Annotated in this window: 18 protein-coding genes and 2 pseudogenes; 14 read left to right on the forward strand and 6 right to left on the reverse strand. The window is 61.2% G+C overall.

Going from position 1 to position 24215, the window contains the following annotated elements:
* The first annotated feature begins 37 nt into the window (after positions 1-37).
* The 5 genes from JTY93_RS16560 to JTY93_RS16580 all read left to right on the forward strand — a co-directional run bounded on the left by JTY93_RS16560 (position 38) and on the right by JTY93_RS16580 (position 7652).
* The gene (locus JTY93_RS16560) at positions 38-2197 is read left to right on the forward strand and encodes a WG repeat-containing protein (protein WP_205480753.1); all 2160 of its coding nucleotides are present in this window, start codon (positions 38-40) and stop codon (positions 2195-2197) included.
* A 120-nt stretch (positions 2198-2317) separates the two neighbouring features.
* A complete protein-coding gene (locus JTY93_RS16565; protein ID WP_205480750.1) occupies positions 2318-2875 on the forward strand; it encodes a helix-turn-helix domain-containing protein in 558 nt (185 codons plus the stop codon).
* Positions 2876-2897: 22 nt separating this feature from the next.
* Positions 2898-4244 (forward strand): glutamine synthetase family protein, encoded by a 1347-nt coding sequence (locus tag JTY93_RS16570; RefSeq protein ID WP_205480748.1) that lies wholly within the window; start codon positions 2898-2900, stop codon positions 4242-4244.
* A gap of 300 nt (positions 4245-4544) precedes the next feature.
* Entirely contained in the window at positions 4545-5642 is a 1098-nt protein-coding gene (locus JTY93_RS16575; RefSeq protein WP_205478717.1) for a DNA alkylation repair protein, read from the forward strand.
* 150 nt (positions 5643-5792) lie between these two features.
* Positions 5793-7652 carry a DUF3857 domain-containing transglutaminase family protein gene (locus JTY93_RS16580; protein WP_205478714.1) on the forward strand — a complete coding sequence of 620 codons (1860 nt, stop codon included), beginning with the start codon at positions 5793-5795 and terminating at the stop codon, positions 7650-7652.
* A 140-nt stretch (positions 7653-7792) separates the two neighbouring features.
* Here the strand turns inward: JTY93_RS16580 and JTY93_RS16585 are convergent, their stop codons facing one another.
* Positions 7793-8680, reverse strand: a complete 888-nt coding sequence (locus JTY93_RS16585) for a LysR family transcriptional regulator (RefSeq protein ID WP_205478712.1) — start codon at positions 8678-8680, stop codon at positions 7793-7795.
* A 130-nt stretch (positions 8681-8810) separates the two neighbouring features.
* Here JTY93_RS16585 and JTY93_RS16590 point away from each other — a divergent pair, with 130 nt between their 5' ends.
* The 5 genes and pseudogenes from JTY93_RS16590 (at position 8811) to JTY93_RS16610 (ending at position 15835) form a co-directional block, all read left to right on the forward strand.
* A complete protein-coding gene (locus JTY93_RS16590) occupies positions 8811-10457 on the forward strand; it encodes a GMC family oxidoreductase (RefSeq protein WP_205478710.1) in 1647 nt (548 codons plus the stop codon).
* 172 nt (positions 10458-10629) lie between these two features.
* Positions 10630-12255 carry an MFS transporter gene (locus tag JTY93_RS16595; RefSeq protein ID WP_169994806.1) on the forward strand — a complete coding sequence of 542 codons (1626 nt, stop codon included), beginning with the start codon at positions 10630-10632 and terminating at the stop codon, positions 12253-12255.
* A gap of 149 nt (positions 12256-12404) precedes the next feature.
* Entirely contained in the window at positions 12405-14354 is a 1950-nt protein-coding gene (locus JTY93_RS16600; protein ID WP_205478707.1) for a DNA topoisomerase III, read from the forward strand.
* Between the two features lie 123 nt (positions 14355-14477).
* Positions 14478-14918, forward strand: a complete 441-nt coding sequence (locus JTY93_RS16605) for a CBS domain-containing protein (RefSeq protein WP_169994811.1) — start codon at positions 14478-14480, stop codon at positions 14916-14918.
* Positions 14919-15504: 586 nt separating this feature from the next.
* Positions 15505-15835: pseudogene (locus tag JTY93_RS16610) on the forward strand (hypothetical protein).
* 58 nt (positions 15836-15893) lie between these two features.
* Here the strand turns inward: JTY93_RS16610 and JTY93_RS16615 are convergent.
* Positions 15894-16796 carry a LysR family transcriptional regulator gene (locus JTY93_RS16615; protein ID WP_169994813.1) on the reverse strand — a complete coding sequence of 301 codons (903 nt, stop codon included), beginning with the start codon at positions 16794-16796 and terminating at the stop codon, positions 15894-15896.
* 132 nt (positions 16797-16928) lie between these two features.
* Between JTY93_RS16615 and JTY93_RS16620 the strand changes: the two genes are divergently transcribed.
* From JTY93_RS16620 to JTY93_RS16630, 3 genes and pseudogenes are all read left to right on the forward strand, one after another.
* Positions 16929-17627, forward strand: a complete 699-nt coding sequence (locus JTY93_RS16620) for a CoA transferase subunit A (protein WP_010211319.1) — start codon at positions 16929-16931, stop codon at positions 17625-17627.
* A gap of 34 nt (positions 17628-17661) precedes the next feature.
* Positions 17662-18321, forward strand: coding sequence for a CoA transferase subunit B (locus JTY93_RS16625; RefSeq protein WP_027603173.1), 660 nt, complete (start codon positions 17662-17664; stop codon positions 18319-18321).
* A gap of 11 nt (positions 18322-18332) precedes the next feature.
* A pseudogene (locus JTY93_RS16630) lies at positions 18333-19515 on the forward strand (acetyl-CoA C-acetyltransferase).
* A gap of 178 nt (positions 19516-19693) precedes the next feature.
* Here the strand turns inward: JTY93_RS16630 and JTY93_RS16635 are convergent.
* On the reverse strand, positions 19694-20107 hold the full coding sequence (locus JTY93_RS16635; protein ID WP_205478703.1) for a PaaI family thioesterase: 414 nt from the start codon (positions 20105-20107) through the stop codon (positions 19694-19696).
* A gap of 168 nt (positions 20108-20275) precedes the next feature.
* Here JTY93_RS16635 and JTY93_RS16640 point away from each other — a divergent pair, with 168 nt between their 5' ends.
* Positions 20276-21055: a DUF4349 domain-containing protein gene (locus JTY93_RS16640; RefSeq protein WP_205478702.1), complete on the forward strand. Its 780-nt coding sequence runs from the start codon at positions 20276-20278 to the stop codon at positions 21053-21055.
* Between the two features lie 2 nt (positions 21056-21057).
* Here JTY93_RS16640 and JTY93_RS16645 read toward each other — a convergent pair whose 3' ends face one another.
* The 3 genes from JTY93_RS16645 to JTY93_RS16655 all read right to left on the reverse strand — a co-directional run bounded on the left by JTY93_RS16645 (position 21058) and on the right by JTY93_RS16655 (position 24212).
* On the reverse strand, positions 21058-22143 hold the full coding sequence (locus JTY93_RS16645; protein ID WP_205478701.1) for a DUF1615 domain-containing protein: 1086 nt from the start codon (positions 22141-22143) through the stop codon (positions 21058-21060).
* A 73-nt stretch (positions 22144-22216) separates the two neighbouring features.
* A complete protein-coding gene (gene hemB, locus JTY93_RS16650; RefSeq protein ID WP_169994823.1) occupies positions 22217-23191 on the reverse strand; it encodes a porphobilinogen synthase in 975 nt (324 codons plus the stop codon).
* 178 nt (positions 23192-23369) lie between these two features.
* The gene (locus JTY93_RS16655; RefSeq protein ID WP_205478699.1) at positions 23370-24212 is read right to left on the reverse strand and encodes a PhzF family protein; all 843 of its coding nucleotides are present in this window, start codon (positions 24210-24212) and stop codon (positions 23370-23372) included.
* Between the last annotated feature and the right edge of the window lie 3 nt (positions 24213-24215).

Genomic DNA, 24215 nt, shown 5'->3' on the forward strand with positions numbered 1-24215 from the left:
CTAATCTTGCGCCAGCCTTCCAACGAGTCCGAGAACAATGAAAACAGCCCTGACCCGAACCAAACTGCTGGCCAGCGCCCTGATCGTGATCGCCGTGATTGGCGGTGCCACCTATTACTTGCTGGACCGCCGCGCCACCAACGGCCTGCTTGACGGTCCCGAATACAGCGAAGCGCAACTTAATGAAGGGGGTGTGGATGGCATCCGCGACCTGCCTCTGCCGGAAGCGAAAAAACGCCTGAATTACCTGATCCTCGACATGCGCGACAGCATCAACCGCATCGCCATGCTCGAAAGCATGCGCCTGGAAATCGGCCCCGCCACTACCACGCCTGGCGAACACAAAGAGCTGAACTACGAGGAGCCGTTCGTGCCCTTCACCGCAGCAGAACTGAAGGCGGCATTGACGGACCTCCAGCGCACACCGGGGCAGTTCCAGCAATTGTTCTACGACAATGCGTCCGGGCTGAAGCTGGAGGTCGAGGCGATTCGCGAGGTGCTCAAGCGTGGCGCCCTGCCCGATCAGCAGACCGAAGCCAGCTACCGCATCCAGACCCTGTACTTTCGCGACGGCTCGCAACAGCCGTTCGCCGATGTGGCGGTCAAGGATGAGGACAGCGAAGAACAAGATCAGGACACCACCCAGGCCGAACTCAAGCTCAACAAGCCCCTGGAACGTATCGGCCTGACCCTGACTTATCAGGCCTACCCCGGCTTCAATAAAATCGTCCTGGACCGGGCCCACCCGAAAGCCACCGCCGAAGGTGGCGAGGTGTACCAGTTGACCCACCTGGGCGACGCCAGTGCCTCCTTGCAATTGGCAACGCCGAAGAATAAATCCTATGTAATCCAGGGCCTGACCGCCGATGGCAAGACGCTGTACAGCGCTGGCAACAGCTCCAACACTTCGCCCACCGCCGAACAAAAAGCCAACCTGCGGGCCTATTACAACGAACTGCTGCGCATGGAAAACAACTTCACCGACTTCAAGACGGCCGCTGCGGTGCAGGATCACCTGGAACAGTTCGCCAGCAACCTGCCCAGCTCCGCCAGCGAGCTGAGTAACGTGCAGGCCACTTATCAATTCGAAGATACCCCCGCCAGCATCGTGATTTACGTGCTGGAGCCGGCCCAACCCCAGACCCTTGATTGGGAAATGCACAACAGCAGCGCGCCCCAAGAGCGCTACATCGCCTACGACAGCGCCAGCGACAGCAGCGGTTTTATCGACAGCAAGGGGCAATGGGTGGTCAAGCCACGGTTCAAGCGCATCGATCCCACCGAGATGCCCGGCGTGTACCACATCATGGTCGGCCAGAAGTCGTCCGGCGAAGGCTGGAGCGAACTGCTGTTCAAGTACTTCGCCTTTGTACCGGGTACGCAGACATTGAAAGAGCTGCCCTTCGAGATCATCGAAAGCGCAATCAACGACAACTTGGTGATTGTCGAGCGTGAAACCAATGGCCCGTATGGGGTCTACGACGTCAAGAAACTGCAGGTCGTGGTGCCGATGAAGTACGTCAACCCCAGTGTGATCGGCAACGTGTTCATTGGCCGGCCCGGCGAGACCACCTATGGTTCGAACTCGCTGTACGGTACCTGGAGCCTGACCGGCAAGGAACTGTTGGCGCCGCGCTACTCGGGGATCAACGGCAGTGGCGAGTTTATCTACGCCACCTCCGCCGACCAGAAACAGACTGACGTCTACAACCTGCAGATGAAGAAACTCAACCCGCCCGGCGCGACCGTCTTCGGCCAGTTTGTCCAGGGCCAGCCGCTGCTGATCCAGGACCGTAACAGCCGCAAATACAGCTTTATCGACGAGCAGGGCAAGGTGCTGCCTTTTAGCCTGCCCTTTGATGACGTCAACCCGTTTTCCAACGGCATGGCAGTGGTGCAAAAGGGCAGCCGCTATGGCGCCATTGACGTACAGGGCAAACTGCGCGTGCCCATGACCTACAGCAAACTCAACCCCTTCCAGAAAAACCTGGCCTCGGCAGAAATGGATAGTTTTGAAGGGCTGGTATTGATCGACAAAAACAACCGCGTGGTGAAAAAACTCGGGTCATATACCAGCTACAGCTACCCGTACAACAGCAACGACGCGACCTACAGCATCTGGGATGCGCAGGTGCCAAACCGCGTGAATGTGTTCGACGCCGATGGCAACCAGACCGATAGCTTCGAGCGCGAGTGAATGATGGCATCGTGGTAGGAGCCGGTTTGCCGGCTCTTACAACAGGACCGCTATTGCACCCGTGAAATTAATCCTGTAATTTTTCATGAAATTTTTAGATAAGAATTTCACGAAAGCCCCATGGACAAACAAGAAGAACTCGACGCCCTGGCGATCCTGGTTCACGACCTGCGCAAATACAAGAAGCTCACCCTGGCCCAACTGGCACAGAAGATCGGGCGTTCCGTGGGTTTCCTGTCCCAGGTCGAGCGCGGGTTGTCGCGCCCCACCGTGGCGGACCTGACGGCCATCAGCCATGCGCTGGATGTGCCCACCACTTATTTCTACAGCGTGCCCAAACCCAAGGCCGTGGCCTGGGTCACGCGGCCCAACGAGCGGCGCACGGTGTATTACGCCAACGGCATCACCGACATCCTTGTCTCGCCCAGCATGCAAGGGGCGTTTTCGATCCTCGACAGCCTGCTCGAACCCGGCGCCAACAGTGGCGAGCAGACCATGAGCGACCGCGCCGAACAGGCAGGTTTCGTGCTTGAAGGCCACCTGACCCTGTGGGTCGAGGGCGAAGCCGATGCGGTCACTCTCGGCCCCGGCGACAGCTTTCACCTCGCCAGTTTTGCCCACTGCCGCTACGCCAACCTGACCGACCTGCCGGCCCGCGTGCTGTGGGTCTATAACTGAGGCACACCAAGGAGCGTCACCCGTGAAAAGCCATTCCTCCACGTTACTGGCCGAAGTGCGGACCTTTCGCCAGAACCATCCGGATGTACGTTACGTCGACCTGATTTGCCTGGACATCCCCGGGCGTTTCTACGGCAAGCGCTACCCGGTTGAAATGTTGGAAAAAGTCGCCGCCGGCAGCCCCCTGAAGCTGCCACAGAACGCCGTGCTGCTGGGCGCCCAGGGCGGTTTGTTCAAGATCGGCGACTATTGCTTCCATGACGGCGACCCCGATGCCAACCGCCGCCTGGTACCCGGCACGCTCAAGCCCGTGAGCTGGGAGGCGCAGCCCCTGGGGCAGATGCTGATCACCTCCGACGGCACCGAGGCGCCCATCGAATTCGAGCCACGGGAAGTACTGGCCAAGGTCCTGGAACGCCTGCACCGCAAGGGCATTCACCCGGTGGTGGCGTTTGAGCTGGAGTTCTACCTGTTCGACAGAAAACTCGCCGAGGGCCTGCCGCAATTTGCCCGCGACCCATTGAGCGACGACCCCGACGACCAACCGACCCTGCATATCGAGCGGCTGTCGCGTTTCGCCCCGGTACTCGATGACATGGTGCAGACCGCCCAGGCTCAGGGGATCGACATTACGGTGATCACTGCCGAGTTGGGCCCTGGCCAGTTTGAAATCAATTTCGGTCACCTCGATGACGGCCTGCGCGCCGCAGACTGGGCCGCCCTGTTCTGCCGCAGCACCCGTGGCGTGGCGCTCAAGCATGGCTATCGCGCCAGTTTCATGGCCAAGCCCTACCTGCAACATCCCGGCAGTGGCATGCATGTGCATGTCAGCCTGTACGATGCCGCCGGCAACAACCTACTGGCAGCGCACCAGCAGCAACCGCTGCGTCACGCAGTGGCGGGTTGCCTGGAACTGCTGCCCCATTGCATGCCGATTTTCTCGCCCAACCACAACGCCTTCCGCCGCCTGGGCGGTACGGTCAATGCGGCCACCAAGGCCTGCTGGGGCTATGAAGACCGGGATGCCTGCGTACGCATTCCCGAGTCCGACCCGCGCAACCTGCGGATAGAACACCGTCTGGCCAGTGCCGATGCCAACCCGTACCTGGTCCTGGCGGCGATCTTGGTCGGGCTTGAACATGGCCTGGATGCAGCGCGTGAACCCATCGCACCGCTGAACGAAGATCGCGACAGCGGCCACGACTTCCCCCTGGAAATGCTCGAAGCCGTGCGCGCCATGCAGCAACAACCGGCCCTGCGCGAAGGCTTGGGCGCGGAGTTTGTCGACGTCTATTGCGAAAACAAACGCCAGGATCATCTGGCTTTCCAGCAGGAGATCAATGCGCGGGAGTATCGCTGGTATCTCTAGCGACCGTCCCCGTGTGGGAGCCGGCTTGCCAGCGATGGCCATAGGTATCTACACAACTTTCAGAAACTGACGAACTCCCCTGTGGCGAGCGGGCTTGCCCCGCGCTGGGCTGCGAAGCAGCCCCAATAGGAGCACCGAGTTTATTCAGAATCACCGAGGCGGATGGTTTTGGGGCTGCTTCGCAGCCCAGCGCGGGAGCAAGCCCGCTCGCCACAGGGAAGTTCTATCGCTGGCAAGCCAGCTCCTGCAAAGGTGTTAACCTGCAAAGGTCTTACGACCAACCTCTGCTGCGGACTCCCCATGACCGACCAAAGCCCCCCAGCCCTCAAGGAAATCTTCAACCTCCAGCGCCTGCAGCACATCGCTAATGAGATGAGCGCGGTGTACCCGCCATTCGATGCCAAGGGGTTTGTCCAGCACGCCAGCCAGGACCTTGCCGGGTTGTCGGTGATGCAGCGCATGGCCCGTGTCAGTGAGAGCCTGCACGCGGTGATCCCGCTGGACTATGCACAGACCCTCAAACTTCTGTATGCCTTGGCCCCGCGCCTGAACAGTGGTTTTGTCAGCTTGTTCCTCGGGCACTATGTGGCCAGCTACGGCCTGGATGATTTCAAGCGCTCGATGGCGGCGCTCAAGTACTTCACCACCTTTGGCTCTGCCGAGTTTGCCGTGCGGGCTTTTCTGCTCAAGGATTTGCAGCGCACGCTGGAGGTGATGCAGCAGTGGTCGCTGGATGCCAATGAACACGTGCGCCGCCTCGCCAGCGAAGGCTCGCGGCCCAGGTTGCCGTGGTCGTTTCGCCTGGCGCAGGTGCAGGCCGACCCACGCCTGTGCGCATCAATCCTGGAGAACCTCAAGGCCGACAGCAGCCTGTATGTGCGCAAGTCCGTGGCCAACCACCTCAACGACATCACCAAGGACCATCCCGAGTGGGTGCTGGATGTGATCGAGAGCTGGTCCCTGGACAACCCCCATACCGCCTGGATCGCCCGCCACGCCCTGCGCAGCCTGATCAAGCAAGGCAATATCCGCGCACTGACGCTCATGGGCGCAGGCGCCCGTGCCGAGGTGAAGATCCATCAGTTCCAGGTCGAGCCGGCGGCGATTCGCCTGGGCGAGCGGATCAATCTGTCGTTTACCCTCGAATCCACGACCAATGCCCCACAAAAGCTGGTGGTGGACTACGCCATCGAGTATGTAAAAAGCGCCGGCCATAACGCCGCCAAGGTGTTCAAGCTCAAGGCATTTACCCTCGGCGCCGGTGAACGGCATACCGTGCAGCGCGGCCAACACATCCGCGACATGACCACGCGCAAGCATTACCCCGGCCAGCATACGGTGCACGTACTGGTGAACGGCGAGCGCCTGGCAAGCAGCGGATTTGAGTTGATCGGCTAACCCCTCCTACTGAACAAAAGGCTCTATCTCGGGCCTTTCAGCGATATTTATTGTCCTACAATGCTGGCCTTTGGTGTTGCGATCCATTATCATCTGGCACCTCTTGGTACCCGCACGGGTATCTGTGTCAACGTTCCACCTGAGGCGCCCATGCACCGTTTCTCGTTTTACCGCCCTTTGATTTGCGCCAGTCTGGGGCTTGTTTCGCACACTGCTCATGCCGCGTTGCAACCCATGGCCGAAGCTGCACTTGCCAATGAATCCGAGCTGCACTGCCACTTCAACCGTGACGCCAGCACCGATTGCACAACCACCTACCGCTACACCATCCTCCAACCCAGCGGTCGGGAAATATTGTCGCGCATCGACTTCAACTACGCCGAAGGCGATGGTTTTGAAGTGCTGCACGCCGAGTCCATCCAGCCGGGCGGCAAGCCCCAGGCGCTGGCCGAATCGCAGATCGATACGCGCACCGCGCCCAACCCCGACCAGGGGTTTTCCCGCCTGAAGCAGACATCCCTGGCCTTCCCCAACCTGCGGGTCGGCACACAGATCCGCTATACCGTGCGCGAACATCACCCGGCCAAGCCGCTGATGACCGAGTTCCACTACGCCCTGCAGTTTGGCCCCAGCAACGCCCGTCGCGATCGACTCAAGGCGCGCTTTACCGCTGAACGGCCAATCGAGTGGCGCGCTGAGTCGATGGACGGTTTCACCATCACCCCCTCGGTCAATCGCAAGACCCTGGATATCGAGCAAAAAGCGCCGACCTATCTCAACTACATCAACGAATCGGGCCACGCCTATATCCGCGTGATCCCACGTATCGAAGTGGGCAGCAGCCTGGATGTGCAAAAGCACTTCGGCGGTTTTGCCCAGCGCTACAACCAGATTCTCGCAGCCAAGCTGCCGGCGGGCAGTGCCGCTGCCGTGGCTGCAGTGCAGGGCCTGGCACCGGCGCAGCAAGTCGCCGGGCTGATGCAGCACATCAACGATCACTACCGTTACCTGGGTGACTGGCGTGCCACGGATCGCGGCTATGTACCGTTTAACCTGGCGGAGATCGAGCAGCATGGTTATGGCGACTGCAAGGACCTGGCGATCCTCCTGACCGCCATGCTCAAGGCCAGCGGGATCAAGGCCGAGACCGCGTGGGTCAGCCGTGGTGATGTGGTGGATTCACTGCTGGTTCCAGGCACTGGCGCGCCCAACCATGCCATCGTGCGTGCCGAGGTGGCCGGCCAGGTGTGGTGGCTGGACCCGACCAACCCGGTGTTCGCCCCGGGCCAGACCATGCCCGATATCCAGGATCGCTGGGTACTCGTCAACAACTCCCAGGGCCAGGTACGGGAGGAACATATCCCCCTGGCGCGCCCTGACACCAGCATCCGCCTGGACAAGCAGGTGCATTACGACAAACAGGGCAACGGCGCGACCCGCGCCAGCGTCACCTTCAGCCGCCTGACGCTGATGCAATTGAGCATGGCTGACCGTGAACAGGGGGCCACCGCCACTGACCAGAACATCTGCGACAACTTCGGCCGCGAGATCAGCGATTGCCAGGTGACCCGCCAACCCACTGGGTTCGTGCAGCCCGATAGCTACACGGTCAAGGCCAGCATGACCGACCTGCGCGCCCTGGAAAAACTCGATGAAGGCTACGTCTACACCGACCAGTCGCTCAAGGAGAAATGGGACGGCCTGCTCAACTACCGCCGCAACGGGCAACGGGGTGACCTGTACCTGGGCAACCCGGACACGGTCGACTACACCTTTACCTTGACCGGCGGGAAGATGGACAAGCCGGTCCAGGGCTGCAAGATCAGCTCGCCCTGGTATGACCTGGAACTCGATGGCGAACAGCTCAAGGATGGCCTGCGCTACCACTACCGGTTGACCCAGAAAGTGCGCTGGTTGAGCCATGACGAAATCGTCAGTGCACCGTTTGAAAAGATGATCAACGATGCTCGTGCATGTGGTGAACAGGTACACCAGACAGTAAAACTCTAAACCCATGTGGGAGTTGTCGAGCCCCAGCGAGGCTGCGATGGCGGTGTGTCAGGCGACAACTATTGCGCCTGTGAAGCCGTCATCGCAGCCTCGCAGGGGCTCGTCAGCTCCCACATTTTGATCTTTGTACATCCGCTGATTTACTCGCCCAACAGCAACCCCTGCTCCTTGGCGCACAACTCCACCACGTAATCCCACAACACCCGCAACCGCACCGACTTGTGCAACTCGCGCCGGGAGCTGATCCAGTAGCTGCGCTGGATGCCTTCCTGCGGCAATAGCGGCACCAGGTCCGGATCGCCTGCGGCCATGAAGCACGGCAACACCGCAATCCCCAGCCCCGAGCGCGCAGCCTGGTGTTGGGCGATCACGCTGGTACTGTGGAACACCACCCTGGGGTTGCGACAAAAGCTGCTGAGCAGCTTCAACTCCTGGCTGAACAGCAGGTCGTCGACGTAATCGATCCAGGCATGGGCAGCCAGGTCTTCGCGCTTCTCGATGGCGGGCGTGCGCGCCAGGTAGCTGCGGCTGGCATACAGGGCCAGGCGATAGTCGGTGAGTTTGCGCGTGACCAGTTGATCGACGCTGGGCCGCTCCAGGTGGATGCTGATCTCGGCCTCGCGGTTGAGGATGCTGACAAAGCGCGGCACCGCCACCAGTTCCACTTCCAGCCCGGGATAACGCTCGAACAGGCCGCCCATGCGCCCGGCGAGGAACATCACCCCCAGGCCTTCGGCCACCCCCAGGCGGATCTTGCCCAGGGGCGCGGCGGAGTGGGTCAGTTCTTCTTCGGCCAACAGCGCAACGTTCTCCATGGCTTCGGCATGCTTGAGCAGCGCTTCGCCCGACGGCGTCAGTTCGTAGCCTTGGGCATGCTGCACAAACAACGCGGTGCCGAGGCTTTTCTCGATGGCCTCGATATGTCGGGCCACGGTCGCATGCGTGGTCTTCAGGCGCTGGGCAGCGGTGAGCAGGCGCCCGCTACGTTGCAATTCAAGGAAGTACCGCAGGTCATTCCAGTCGAACATGTCGCCTCCCCTCTCGGCCTTGAGAACAGCGCTGTTTAAAAACGCACAGCAGCTGGGCAAAAACTAACATTTTTAAGACGAAAACTAACAACTAGGATGGAGCCAATAAGAAAAACAAGCGAGACCCCAAATGACTATTGCACCTGCGCAATACGATTACGTGGTGGTAGGCGCCGGCCCTGCGGGCTGCCTGCTGGCCAATCGACTGTCCGCCAACCCGGCCCATCGCGTATTGCTGCTTGAAGCGGGCGGCCGCGACAATTACCCCTGGATCCATATCCCCGTCGGCTACCTGTTCTGCATCGGCAACCCTCGCACCGACTGGTGCTTCAAGACCGAAGCCCAGGAAGGCCTGCAAGGCCGTGCCTTGAGCTATCCAAGGGGCAAGGTGCTGGGCGGCTGCTCATCGATCAACGGCATGATCTACATGCGCGGCCAGGCCAACGACTACGATGGCTGGGCCGCCGAAGGCAACCCGGGCTGGGCCTGGGACGATGTACTGCCACTGTTCAAGCAAAGCGAAAACCATTTTGCCGGCGCCTCGCCCCTGCATGGCGACAGCGGCGAGTGGCGCGTGGAACAACAGCGTCTGCACTGGCCGATCCTCGACGCGTTCCGCGAAGCCGCCAAGCAAAGTGGCATCGCCAGCATCGACGACTTCAACCAGGGCGATAACGAAGGGTGTGGCTACTTCCAGGTCAACCAGAAAAGCGGTGTGCGCTGGAATGCGGCCAAGGCGTTTCTCAAGCCAATTCGCCAGCGTGCCAACCTCACGGTGTTGACCGGTGTCGAAGTCGACCGCGTCCTCCTGGAAAACGGCCGTGCCAGTGCGGTAGTTGGCCGCCAGCAAGGGCAAGCGGTGACCTGGCAAGCGCACAAGGAAATCATCCTGTGCGCCGGCGCCGTGGGTTCGCCCGGCATCCTGCAACGCTCCGGCATCGGCCCCTCCAGCGTGCTCAAACCGTTGGGTATCGAGGTCCTGCATGAACTGCCGGGGGTGGGTGGCAACCTGCAGGATCACCTGCAACTGCGGCTGATCTACAAGCTGGAAAACGCCCGCACCCTGAACCAGATCGCCGGCTCCGTGTGGGGCAAGATGGGCATGGGCCTGCAGTATCTGTATGACCGCAGCGGCCCGCTGTCCATGGCGCCCAGCCAACTCGGCGCCTTCGCCCGCTCGGGGCCGGAACAGACCTCGGCCAACCTCGAATACCACGTGCAGCCGCTATCGCTGGAGCGCTTTGGCGAGCCGCTGCACGGGTTCCCGGCCTTTACCGCATCGGTCTGTGACTTGCGCCCGCAGAGTCGCGGGCGCATCGATATCCGCTCGGCCGATCCTGCGGCGGCGCCGCTGATCCAGCCCAACTACCTGAGCCATCCAGAAGATTTACGCGTGGCCGCCGATGCCATCCGCTTGACCCGGCGGATTGTCGGCGCCCAGGCCCTGCGCCCGTTCAACCCGGTGGAGTACCTGCCTGGCGAAGCGTTGCAGAGCGATGAACAATTGCAGGAAGCTGCGGCACGGATTGGCACCACGATCTTTCACCCAGTGGGCACCTGCCGCATGGGCCAGGATAAAGATGCCGTGGTCGATGCCCAATTGCGCGTGCATGGGGTGCCCGGCCTGCGCATCGCCGACGCCTCGATCATGCCGCGCATCACCTCCGGCAACACCTGCTCACCCACGCTGATGATCGCGGAAAAAGCCGCGCAACTGATCCTGTCCCCTTCAACGAGGAACCTCACCCCCCAACGAGAACAGACAACACCGGCATGACCTGTCGGAGCGAGCTTGCTCGCGAGAATCGCCAACGATAACGCGGGCATTCTGGATCACCGCGTTGCTCTCAGGCTTTTCGCGAGCAAGCTCGCTCCTACAGGGTAAGAGCGGCGCTGAAGTTAGCGCCGACAGTGGAACAACAATAAATAATCACTGTGAGGACTACCCCATGTCAGAACGTGCTCAACCCCTGGACGCCACACCGGGCGCCACTGTTACCAGCAAGGAGTCGCAAAAGGTCATCTTCGCCTCGTCCCTGGGGACGGTGTTCGAGTGGTATGACTTTTTCCTCTATGGCGCCCTCGCGGCGGTGATCAGTAAGCAATTCTTTGCCGGGGTCAACGACACCACGGCCTTTATCTTCGCCTTGATGGCCTTTGCCGCCGGCTTTGTGGTGCGGCCGTTCGGCGCGCTGGTATTCGGGCGCCTGGGCGACATGATCGGGCGCAAGTACACCTTCTTGGCCACCATCGTCCTGATGGGCGTGGCGACCTTCTGCGTGGGCCTGTTGCCCACCTACGCCAGCATCGGCATCGCCGCGCCGATCATCCTGGTGGTGCTGCGCATGCTCCAGGGCCTGGCCCTGGGCGGTGAATACGGGGGTGCCGCGACCTATGTCGCCGAACACGCCCCGGCCGGCAAGCGCGGCTTCCATACCAGCTGGATTCAATCCACCGCCACCCTCGGCCTGCTGCTGTCGTTGCTGGTGGTGCTGGCCTGCCGTTATTTCACCGGCGATCAGTTTGAAGTCTGGGGCTGGCGCCTGCCGTTCCTGCTGTCCATCGTGCTGCTGGGGATTTCCACCTGGATCCGCTTGAGCCTGCACGAATCACCCGCGTTCCTGAAAATGAAAGAGGAAGGCAAGGCCAGCAAGGCGCCGATCCGCGAGTCGTTCGGCAACTGGGAAAACCTCAAGGTGGTGTTGATCGCGCTGTTCAGCATCAACGCCGGCCAGGCCGTGACCTTTTATGCGGCGCAGTTCTACGTGCTGTTCTTCCTGACCCAGTTCCTGAAGATGGACCCGGCCCTGGCCAATATGCTGCTGATCATCAGCGTGGTGATTGGCGCGCCGTTCTTTATCTTCTTCGGCTGGCTCTCGGACAAATGGGGGCGCAAGCCGGTGCTGATGGTCGGCCTGCTACTGGCCACCGCGCTGTACTTCCCGATCTTCAAGGGCCTGGCCCACTACACCAACCCGGCGATGGACCAGGCCAGCCGCCAGGCTCCGATCACCGTACTGGCGGACCCGGCCACCTGCACCTTCCAGTTCGACCCGGTGGGCAAGGCGCGGTTTGACAGCCCCTGCGACAAGGTCAAGACCTTCCTGGTCAAACAGGGCCTGCCCTATAGCAGCGAAGCCGCACCGGCAGGCAGCGCGGTACAAGTGAGCATCGGCGATGTGCGCATCGACGGCTACGACGAAGACGCCCTGCGCGGCGCCGTGACCCTGGCCGGCTACCCGAAATCGGCGGACGTGGCCCAGGTCAACAAAACCATGGTGGTGGTGTTGATCGTCACCCTGATCCTGATCGCCGCGATGTGCTACGGCCCGCTGGCCGCGCTGATGGTGGAACTGTTCCCGACGCGCATCCGCTACACCTCCATGTCCCTGCCCTACCACATCGGCAACGGCTGGTTTGGCGGGTTCCTGCCCACCGTGTCGTTTGCGTTGGTGGTGTATACCGGCGATATCTTCTACGGGCTGTGGTACCCGGTGGTGATTACCGGGGTGAGCCTGATTGTCGGGCTGCTGTGCCTGAAGGAAACCAAGAACGTGGATCTGGATAACAACTGATATCCCCTTGTGGGAGCGGGCAAGCCCGCTCCCACATTGGTTTCCCGGCGCCCACACAAATTGCTGTATATCCATCCAGATAAAGGTTGCTCAATTCCCTTCTTTTGCCCATCCTTCGCCCATTCAATTGTGTAACGAATGGGCTGACCATGCGGCTGTTCCTCTGTGAAAAACCCTCCCAGGCCAAGGATATCGCGGCCGTGCTCGGCGCCCGGCGTCGGGGCGACGGATGCTGGCTGGGAACCGACGTCACAGTCACCTGGTGCATCGGCCACCTGCTGGAAACCGCCCCGCCCGATGCCTACGACGCCAAGTACAAACGCTGGGTGCTGGCCGACCTGCCCATCGTCCCGGAAAAATGGAAGATGACGGTCAAGCCCAAGACGGCCAGCCAGTTCAAGGCGGTCAAGCGCCTGCTGGGGGAAGCCCGGGAGCTGGTGATAGCCACCGATGCCGACCGCGAGGGCGAAATGATTGCCCGGGAGCTGGTGGAGCATTGCCGCTATCGCGGGCCGATCCAGCGCCTGTGGCTGTCGGCACTGGACGATGCCTCGATCCGCAAGGCCCTGGCCTCGTTGAAGCCCGGTGCAGACACCTTCAGCCTCTATCATTCGGCCCTGGGCCGTTCCCGCGCCGACTGGCTGATCGGCATGAACATGAGCCGCCTGTTTACGTTGCTCGGCCGCCAGTCCGGCTATCAGGGCGTGTTGCCCGTGGGCCGGGTGCAAACCCCGACCCTGCGGCTGGTAGTGGACCGTGACCGCAGCATTGCCGACTTCGTCCCGGTGGCGTACTGGGCAATCGATGTGCAATTGCTGCATGCGCAGATGAGCTTTATCGCGCAATGGCGCGCCGCCGACGATATCTGTGACGACCAGGGCCGTTGCCTCAACCATGAGCGCGCCCGGCAGGCGGCGACAGCCATGAGTAACGCCGCCAGCGCGCGCCTGGTGAAGCTGCGCACCGAACGCCTGCGCGAAGTGGCGCCCCTGCCCTTTGACCTGGGTACCCTGCAGGAAATCTGCTCGAAGAAACTCGGCCTCGGCGCCCAGGAAACCCTGGATATCGCCCAGTCCCTCTACGAAACCCACAAGGTCATCACCTACCCACGCAGCGACTGCGGCTACCTGCCCGTAAGCCAGCATGGCGACGCGGCCACTATTCTCGCGGCATTGGGGCGCGCCGATCCGGCGGTGAGCGCGCTGCTGCCGCACCTCGATGCGCAACGCCGCTCCCGGGCCTGGAACGACGCCAAGGTCAGCGCCCACCACGGCATCATCCCCACCGGCGCCGGCAAGGATCTGGCGCAGTTGACCGGCAAGCACCGCGCCGTCTTCACCTTGATCCGCGCCCGGTACCTGGCGCAGTTCCTGCCCAACCACGAATACGATCGCACCCAGGCGGATTTCGACTGTGCCGGCGAAGCCCTGCGCGCGGTAGGCAAAGTGGTGGTAGAAGCCGGTTGGAAACGCGCCTTGCCCGAAGCCCTGGCTCCGAGCAAAGGCCGCGAAGCCCCTGCGCCACAGACTTTGCCAACCCTGGTACAGGGTGAGGATTACGGGGTGGCGCAGGTCAACCTCAAGGACCTGTGGACCCAGCCGCCCAAGCCCTTTACCGAAGGCGACCTGATCAAGGCGATGAAGAACGTCGCCAAACTGGTGCAAGACCCGCTGCTCAAGCAAAAGCTCAAGGACACCACCGGCATCGGCACCGAGGCGACACGGGCCGGGATTATCCAGGGCCTGCTGGACCGTGGTTACCTGGTAAAGAATGGCAAGGCGTTGTCCGCCACACCGGCAGCCTTCAGCCTGATCGACGCGGTGCCCAGGGCGATTGCCGATCCCGGCACCACTGCAATTTGGGAGCAGGCCCTGGACATGGTGCAAAGCGGTGAGATGAGCCTGGAAGAGTTTGTCGCCAAACAGGCGGCGTGGATGAGCAAACAAGTGGCCCGCTGCAATGGCATGCAAATGACCATCAGCGGCCCGGCCAGCCCCGCAGGCCGTGGTGCCACACCCTGGAAAAATAAACGTAAGCCGGCCAAGCGCAAGACCGGCGCCAGCCCGAAACGGGCGGCAAAACCGGCCAGCAAGGGCTGAATGGAAGGAAAAATCCGGAAAATGACGCTTTTTGACGGGATATACGCCGCTTTGGGTCTTGCTCTGGGGTCAGTGGTCTAGGATTCTGTAGGCACGGCCTAATAACAAAACCGGGTGGACACCATGAAAACCGTCGCACAGTTGCTCAAGTCCAAGGACCAGAAGAATCAGGAAGTGCATACCATCCAGTGGGATCACACCGTGTTTGAGGCGCTGGTGGTGATGGCAGCGAAGAACGTCGGCGCTTTGCCGGTAGTCAAGGATGACAAGGTCGTCGGCATCATCAGTGAGCGCGACTATGCACGTAAACTGATTCTCCATGGACTGTCCTCGACGAGTACCCAGGTACGCCAGGTGATGAGCTCACCGGCAATCACCGTGGACACCCACAAAAGCGTCGAAGACTGCATGGGCATCATGACTGACGGCCACCTGCGCCACCTCCCGGTGGTGGAAGACGGAAAACTCCTGGGCCTGCTGTCCATCGGCGACCTGGTCAAGGAAGCTATCGCCGAACAAGCGGCACTGATCCGGCAATTGGAACAGTACATCCGCGGCGAATGACACTCCCCAAGCACCAAAAATCCAATGTAGGTGCTGGCTTGCCTGCGATGGCATCACCTCGGTTTTACTGACACGCCGAGGTGATGCCATCGCAGGCAGACCAAATCCTACTGCAGGGCAAACACCCGACCTATCAGCACAAAAAATGACGCAAGAGTCACCTTTCCCCGCATCCCTCCCCCCGCAAAAATATTTATGTAGTGAGCGAAAATAATCACTACATAACCGTTGACGTAACCATTTTGACCTTGCATGATTCAGACGTCTCCCGGATCGGGAGCGTTGGTAACAAGCGTTTTGAACAAGCTCGTCTGACCGCCGAGCTGTTTTTCCGGATGTGCACTGCCCACAAGGCAGATTGATGAAGCTGACCGACCCGAAAGGACCGGTACAAGACGCTCAAATGCTACTTGTCTTCGTTATGAAACCATTGCGTAGCAGTTCATCAGAAACACTACATGCATCAGGTTCAAGACCCTGCCCGTATTTGGCAGACCGTTTCTGACGCCCGGTTTTCGCAACCGGAGACAACTAACGTGGATTAACGAATCAACTGAAGATCGCCAACTGGTCAAGGGGCTTACACATGAATCTGAACAACCAACCAACTATCGATGAATTGGCTGAGATGTTCGCAGCGCAGAAAGACACACTCGACGACCATATCCTGTGGATTGGCAAATCGGGCGAAGTGCAAATTGACTGCCTGGCGCCCCATACCGAAGAAGCCGAGTTCGACCGCAATAACCGTGAACTGGCAGCGCGCCTGAAGATGTACCGCCGTGGCCAGGGGTTATGTCGGCAAAAAAGCTGCTGCCGATCGCAACTTTATCGAGCAAGTGTTCGACACACTTAACAATGCCTGGGAGTCCTTCAAGGACAACTCGCAAGTTAAAGTGATTGACCGCTACTACTAAGAATAACTTCAACTTTGTGGGAGCTGGCTTGCCAGCTCCCACATTTGTTTATGTCGACTTAAATCCCCGGAAACCGCCCCTTCCCCGCTTCGTCCCGGAAGATATCAAACAGTGCCTGCGCCGCCGCCGACAGTTCATGCCCTGGCTTGGTCAGCACGCCAATCGGTCGCTCGATCACCGGGTCACACAAAGTGATGCAATGGGCGCCCGCCTCTTCCATCTGCGGGGCGCACAACGCGGGTACGGCGCTGACGCCCAGGCCACTGGCAACCATCTTGCCCACCGTTGCCAATTGATGGCTCTCCAATGCCACCGGCAGCTTCATCTGCAATACACCCAGGTGCTCTTCAAGCATCACCCGGACCGTAGAAGGCCGCTGCAAGGTGATGAAAGGTTGCGCCAGCAGGGTTTTCCAGTCGATTTCGCTCATGTGCGCCAACGCTGAATCACCGGGTACGACCGCAACAAAGCGGTCCAGATACAGCGGGGTAAAGGCCAGCGACGACCCCGGCGAGGGCTCGAATGCCACACCCAGTTCGACCTGGCGATCGCGGACCATCTCCAGCACCTGTTCATTGATCAGGTCGTGCACCGTGACATTGACCTGGGGAAACCGCGCGCGAAAGATCTTCAGGATCGGCGGCAACAGATTGCCGGCAAACGACGGCATCGCCGCCACCGTCACACGCCCGCGCTGCAAAGTGAAACGCTGGCGCAATTCGTCCTCGGCATTGTCCCAGTCAGCAATCAACCGGCGGGCCAGGGGCAACAGGGATTCGCCTTCCGGGGTCAGTGCGACGTTGCGCGTATTACGGCTGAACAGCCGCCCGCCCAGGCCCTCCTCCAGGCCTTTGATCGTCAGGCTCAGGGCCGACTGGGACAAATGCAGGCGCTCACAAGCGGCGGCAAAACTCAGGGTCTGGGCCACGGCCAGAAAGGCCCGCATCTGTTTAACTGTCATGGCTCTGCTCCAATACCCAACCAATTGTCCTGTTTTTTAAATCAATCAACCTTAAAAAACAACTTAACAAATCAATCCACCGGCGCAACACTCGGGTCACTGGCTGGACCACAAACAATAAAAGAGGTGCATATGGCAGGTTTCGATAAACGCGTGGCGTCCTATGAAGAAGCGCTGGCAGGCCTGGAAGACGGCATGACCGTACTCTCCGGCGGCTTTGGCCTGTGCGGCATCCCGGAAAACCTCATCGCCGAAATCAAGCGCAAAGGCACCCGCGACCTGACGGTCGTCTCCAACAACTGCGGCGTGGATGGCTTCGGCCTGGGTGTATTGCTCGAAGAAAAGCAGATCAGCAAGGTCATCGCCTCCTACGTCGGTGAAAACGCCCTGTTCGAGAAGCAACTGCTCAGCGGTGAAATCGAAGTAGTGCTGACCCCCCAAGGCACCCTCGCGGAAAAAATGCGCGCAGGCGGCGCCGGCATTCCAGCGTTCTTTACCGCCACCGGCGTTGGCACCCCCGTCGCCGAAGGCAAGGAAACCCGTGAGTTCAACGGGCGCCCCTACCTGATGGAAGAGTCCATCACCGGCGATTTCGCCATCGTCAAAGGCTGGAAAGCCGACCATTTCGGCAACGTGATCTACCGCCACACCGCCCAGAACTTCAACCCGCTGGCCGCCACCGCCGGCAAGATCACGGTGGTCGAAGTCGAGGAAATCGTTGAACCGGGCGAGCTGGACCCGGCGCAGATCCACACCCCTGGCATCTACGTCGACCGGATCATCTGCGGCACCTTCGAAAAGCGCATCGAACAGCGCACTGTCCGCAAATAATCTGCCTCCAGCCCGAACAATAAGGACTCATAAAATGGCTCTTACCCGCGAACAAATGGCTCAACGCGTCGCCCGCGAAATGCAGGACGGCTTCTACGTCAACCTCGGCATCGGCATCCCGACCCTGGTGGCCAACTACATTCCCGAAGGCATGGAAGTGATGCTGCAGTCGGAAAACGGCCTGCTGGGCATGGGCCCGTTTCCGACCGAAGACACCATCGATGCCGACATGATCAACGCCGGCAAGCAGACCGTCACCGCACGCATCGGCGCGTCGATCTTCTCCTCGGCCGAATCCTTCGCGATGATTCGCGGCGGCCACGTAGACCTCACGGTGCTTGGCGCCTTTGAAGTGGATGTGCACGGCAATATCGCCTCGTGGATGATCCCCGGCAAGCTGGTCAAGGGCATGGGTGGCGCCATGGACCTGGTGGCCGGCGCAGAAAACATCATCGTGATCATGACCCACGCCTCCAAGGACGGTGAGTCCAAGTTGCTCAGCCAGTGCAGCCTGCCGCTGACCGGTGCCAACTGCATCAAACGCGTGCTGACGGACCTGGCCTACCTGGAAATCGAAAATGGCGCTTTTGTCCTCAAGGAACGCGCACCTGGCGTCAGCGTTGAAGAGATTGTGAGCAAGACCGCCGGTAAACTGATCGTCCCGGACCACGTTCCAGAAATGCACTTCCAGTGAGGACAGATTCCATGCAAGACGTCGTGATTGTTGCTGCCACCCGCACCGCCGTGGGCAGTTTTCAAGGGGTCCTGGCCACCATCCCGGCACCGGAACTGGGGGCCGCCGTGATCCGCCGCCTACTGGAGCAGACTGGCCTGGACCCAGCGCTTGTAGATGAAGTGATCCTTGGCCAGGTGCTGACCGCAGGCTCCGGCCAGAACCCGGCGCGCCAGGCATCGATCCTCGCCGGCCTGCCGCACGCGGTGCCGAGCCTGACCTTGAACAAAGTCTGTGGCTCGGGCCTCAAGGCCTTGCACCTGGGCGCACAGGCCATCCGCTGCGGTGACGCCGAGGTGATCATCGCAGGTGGCATGGAAAACATGAGCCTGGCGCCCTATGTACTGCCTGCCGCCCGCACCGGCCTGCGCATGGGCCATGCGACGATGGTCGACAGCATGATCAGCGACGGCCTGTGGGACGCGTTCAACGACTACCACATGGGCATCACCGCCGAGAACCTGGTGGACAAGTACGGCATCAGCCGTGAAGACCAGGACACCTTCGCCGCCGCTTCCCAGCAGAAAGCGGCTGCCGCGATTGAGGCCGGGCGCTTTGCCGACGAAATCACGCCGATCCTGATCCCCCCAGCGCAAAGGCGACCCGATTGCCTTTGCCGTGGACGAGCAACCTCGCGCCGGCACCACCGCCCAATCCCTGGGCAAGCTCAAGCCAGCCTTCAAGAAGGACGGCAGCGTCACCGCCGGCAACGCGTCGAGCCTCAACGACGGCGCCGCCGCGGTACTGCTGATGAGCGCCGATAAAGCCAAGGAACTGGGCCTGCCAGTCCTGGCACGGATCGCCAGCTACGCCAACGCGGGCGTCGATCCGGCGATCATGGGCATTGGCCCGGTGTCCGCGACCCGGCGCTGCCTGGACAAGGCCGGCTGGCAGTTGGCCGAACTGGACCTGATCGAAGCCAACGAAGCCTTCGCCGCACAGGCGCTGGCAGTGGGCAAGGAACTGGAGTGGGACGCGGCCAAGGTCAACGTCAACGGTGGCGCGATTGCCATCGGCCACCCGATTGGCGCATCAGGCTGCCGCGTACTGGTGACCTTGCTGCATGAAATGATCAAGCGCGATGCCAAGAAAGGCCTGGCCACCTTGTGCATCGGCGGCGGCCAGGGCGTGGCACTGGCCCTTGAGCGCGACTGATTCAACGAGCAACATGGAAAAGGCCCGGCTCCACGAAAAGCCGGGCCTTTTTTTGCCTATCTGATTGGTACTGTCGCGCAGCCACCTGGCCCACTTGTGGCGAGCGGGCTTGCCACAAGGGGGACGCGCACGACTCGACAATGTACATAAAACAGCGCTGTAACAGCTTTGCGGGTAGCTACGCAGCGGCCTGGGGCACGGCGAATACCGCATTGGCTCGCACTACGACCTTCTCCCCCACCTGCAGGCTGACCGTGGCAAACGCCATCTGCCGCCCGCGCTTGTGATGCTCCAGCCGCACTTCGATCCAATCACCCACCTGCACCGCCCCCAGATAATCGAGGGTCATGCTCGCGGTAATCAATGGCAACGGCGGGTCGCTGGAAAACGCCATGGCATAACCCATGCCCACATCCGCCAGGGTCGCCAATACGCCACCATGCACCGTACCGCGCCCGTTGGCATGGCGGTTGTCGGCGCGCAGGCCCAGTTGCAACTGCAGGCCCTCGCCGCGGCAATACACCGGGCCGAGCAAGTCCAGGAGCGGGCTGCTGCGAGATAAGGGGGCAAAACCTTCAGGGGTATCCGTCATGATGGATCTTCCTTGTGAGCAGGCATGAGGTTTAACCCGCATCGGTCCATGCAACCAGCATGATCAACCGGGTAAATCTGTGCCGATAAGCCCACACCCACTTTGCGTTCGCCGGGCAAACCGGCTTTAATCGCCGCGCACTTTATCCCGCACACTGAAGGAGACGTAATGCGCCATCTGGAAGGCAGATCTACTGCGTTGATGTTTTTGGCCGCCCTGCTGCTCGGCGGCTGTTCGCCCAAGGAATATTCCGAAGCCACACAGATCAATGGCGAACAGGGCCGGGCTGGCGCGCAGTTGGCCTATGAGCACGAGTTGAGTCTGGCGATGCCGGTTGCCCTGCTGGCACCGCGCATGCAGGCCACGCGCCAAGCCTGTGAGTCGGCGCAGTTCGGTGCCTGCAACATCCTGCGTATCGAAGAAAACAGCGACGGCGGCATGATTGTATTGCGCATCGCCCCCAGCGGAGTCGAGCCGTTGGTGAGCATGGCGGCAGAGGGCGGGCAACTGGGCCAGCGCATCACCAGCGCTGAAGACCTGGCCGACGCGGTGGCCGATGTACGTCACCGCCAGGAACGTTTGCAGGCCCAGCAAAAGCGCCTGGATGAGCTGGCCGCGCGCAAGGACATCACCGTGGGCGACCTGATCACCCTCACCAAGGAACAAGCCGCCATCGAAAACGAGCTGCAAGAACTGGCGCAGATCGCCGCCGGCCAGCAGCGGCGCCTGGACACCAACCGCGTGACCCTGAACTTCCGCCCATCCGACGGCGAGCATCAGCAATCACGTTTCGCGCGCATGTTCGGCAACCTGGGCGACAACCTGGTCGACGGCACCGCCGACGCCCTGGAACGTTCCAGCTATGTGCTGCCGTTTGTGATCCTCGCGTTCCCGGTGCTGTGGCTGTGGGTCTGGCTGTGGCGCAAGCTGGTCAAGCGCCGCCCCTGACCTCAGCGCTTCATGCAACGCTGGTAACGCTCATCCACGCGCTGGGCGAACCAGGCCGTGGTGAGGTTGCGGGTGATCTTCGGGCTCTTGAGCACAATTCCCGGCAGGATCGCCCGCGGCAACGGCTTGCCTTCGGCTTTCTCGGCCAGGGCAAAGACCCGCTGGTACAGGGTGGTCTCTTCAAAGTCCAGGCGATCGCCCTGCTCCAACTGGCTGCGGATGCTCGGGTTGCGCATGTCCAGTTTCTTGCCCAGTGAGCGCACCGCCAGTTCCGTAGTGCCGGGCATGATCGAGCCGTAGCGGATCAAATCGCCATCCAGCGCCAGGCGGGTGCCGGAAGCGCGGCTGACTGCCGCCTGGAACGCGGCATTGCGGCTGGCGTACCAACCGGCATTGAAGTCGGCAAAGCGGTACAGCGGCTGCTGGTAGCTCACAGGATAACCGAGCAAATGAGCGATACCGAAATACATGCCGCCACGCCGGGTGAACACTTCGCGGCGAATGCTTGCGTCTACGGTGTAGGGATAATCCCGAGCCTGCTTCTCGGCGAAGGCAATACTCACCTGCATCGGGCCTGCGGTGTGCACCGGGTTGAAACTGCCAAACAAGGTGCGACCCAACGGCACGGTGCCGATAAAGTCGTCAAAGATCCCACTCAGATCCTTCTCAGTACGCGCAGCACTCAGGCGGTCGGCGTAGGACTTGCCCGTGGGCGAGCGCAGTTGCAGCGCGGTGCGCACCAGCACGGCCGGCACATGCACCTTGGCCGCACGCTTGAGGATTTCATCCTGGGCGATCTTGCCCATGTTCGGCACTGGCGGGTCGACCTGATAGGTGGACTCTTGCTCAGTCACCGCCAGTACCGCACAGATATTCTCGGTGCTGGGGTAGATCTTCTGGCTGTCGAACGCCGTGTAGATATCCTGGGCCCAGCCGGCGCGATCCGCCACCTTGACCGGCATCAAACGTACGATCTGCGCCTTGACCTCGGATTCACTGCGCTCTGGAAGCTGCTGGCTGCGTTGCGTCGAACAGCCAGCCAGCACCAGTAAGGCGCTCAGGCAGAGAGTCAGCCGGGATGAAAGCATGCGGGGGTGTCCTGTGAGTCGCTGAAAGCGCCCACTATCTCACACCCCTCCCCACCCCATGTAGGACCCGGGATCAGATGCCCGCGAGCGCCAGGTCCATCGCAAAGTAGGTGAAGATCAGGTCCGCACCGGCGCGCTTGATCGAACCCAGGGTTTCGCGCACTACGCGGGCTTCGTCGATGGCACCGGCCTGGGCGCCGAACTTGATCATCGCGTATTCGCCACTGACCTGGTACGCCGCCACTGGCAAGCGCGATGCTTCGCGGATGTCGCGGATGATGTCCAGGTACGCACCGGCCGGCTTGACCATCAGCGAGTCGGCGCCTTCCTGCTCATCGAGCAGGGATTCGCGCACGGCTTCGCGGCGGTTCATCGGGTTCATCTGGTAGCTTTTGCGGTCGCCCTTCAGCGCGCTGCCGCCTGCCTCGCGGAACGGGCCATACAGGGCCGAAGCGAATTTGGTGGAGTACGCCATGATCGGGATATGGGTGAAGCCGGCCGCATCCAGAGCCCGGCGAATGGCCTGGACCTGGCCGTCCATCGCTGCCGAAGGCGCGATCACATCGGCACCAGCGCGGGCTGCCGCCACCGCTTGCTTGCCCAGGTTGGCCAAGGTGCGGTCGTTGTCCACTTCATGGCCGTGCATCACGCCGCAATGGCCGTGATCGGTGTATTCGCAAAAGCAGGTGTCGGACATCACGATCATCTCCGGCACCGCATCCTTGCAGATCGCCGACATGCGCGACACCAGACCGCGCTCGTTCCAGGTGTCGCTGCCGTCGGCATCCAGGTGATGGGACACGCCAAACGTCATCACCGACTTGATCCCGGCGCGGGCAAAGCGCTCGATTTCACTGGCCAGTTTCGATTCGGGGATACGCATCACGCCAGGCATGCTGGTGATTGGCACGAAGTCGTCGATTTCTTCTTCGACGAAGATCGGCAATACCAGGTCGTTGAGGGTGAATTCGGTTTCCTGGAACAGGCTGCGCAACTCGGGAGAACGGCGCAGGCGACGGGAACGGGCTTCGGGGAACTGGCTGGACATGGGTTTTCCTACAATTTCCTACAAAAAGGGCCATGGCACGTGGCAAGGCCGCTAGCTTAAGGGCGAAAGCTTATGCCTGGATTGACCGAGAGCACAAATACCGTGGCCATAACGGTGTTTTGCCACTCCCGTAACAATATGTTTTCGGCTTTGGGATCAAGTTGGCAGCCAATAACCGTTAAAGACTCAGGCTGCCTTCGATACACACCGAGACGGCGCCGCCGATCCAGATCTCATCCCCTTGTTGCTGCACCCGAATACGCCCGGCTCGGCCCATGGCCGTGCCCTGGCTGACCACGTACTGGCTGGGGGCCAGGCCTTCACCCAACAGCCATTGGGCTACGCCGGCATTCAGGCTGCCAGTGGCCGGGTCCTCAGGCGCCCCGTCGCCGGCAATAAACCCGCGCACTTCAAACTGCGCATCCACATCGTCGCGGCTCGGATCGCATGGGGCAACCACGCCCACTGCCAACCCGAGCAGCTTCGAATAGTCCGGCTGCAAGTCCAGCACCGTCTGCCGATCTGTCAACATCAGCGCCAGCCAGCCGGCACCGTTGTCGACCCATTGGCTGCGGACAATCGCCTCGGGTTCGAGGTTGAGCGCCACGCGCACACGCTCCAACAACTGCGCATCCAGCGGACCTGAGCGCAACAAGGGTGGTGCGATGAACGCCAGTTCCTGGCCCTGGCGGCGAATACGCACCAGGCCGATCTCGCACTCCTGGATGATCTCGCTGCCCTGGGGCACGCCGCCGGCTTGCAGCCACGCATGGCAGCTGCCCAGGGTCGGATGGCCGGCGAAGGGCAACTCCTGGGTGGTCGTGAAAATACGCACCCGGTAGTCAGCGCGTGGGTCGCGCGGTTGCAGCAGGAACGTGGTCTCGCTGAGGTTGGTCCACTGGGCGAAGTCCGCCATCTGCTGGTCGCTCAGGCAATCGGCGCCCAGCACCACGGCCAGTGGGTTGCCCTTGAGGGCCACGCTGCTGAATACATCAAGTTGCTTGAAGTCAAAGGTCGGCATGGG

It is taken from the genome of Pseudomonas hygromyciniae (assembly GCF_016925675.1).
GTDB lineage: Bacteria > Pseudomonadota > Gammaproteobacteria > Pseudomonadales > Pseudomonadaceae > Aquipseudomonas > Aquipseudomonas hygromyciniae.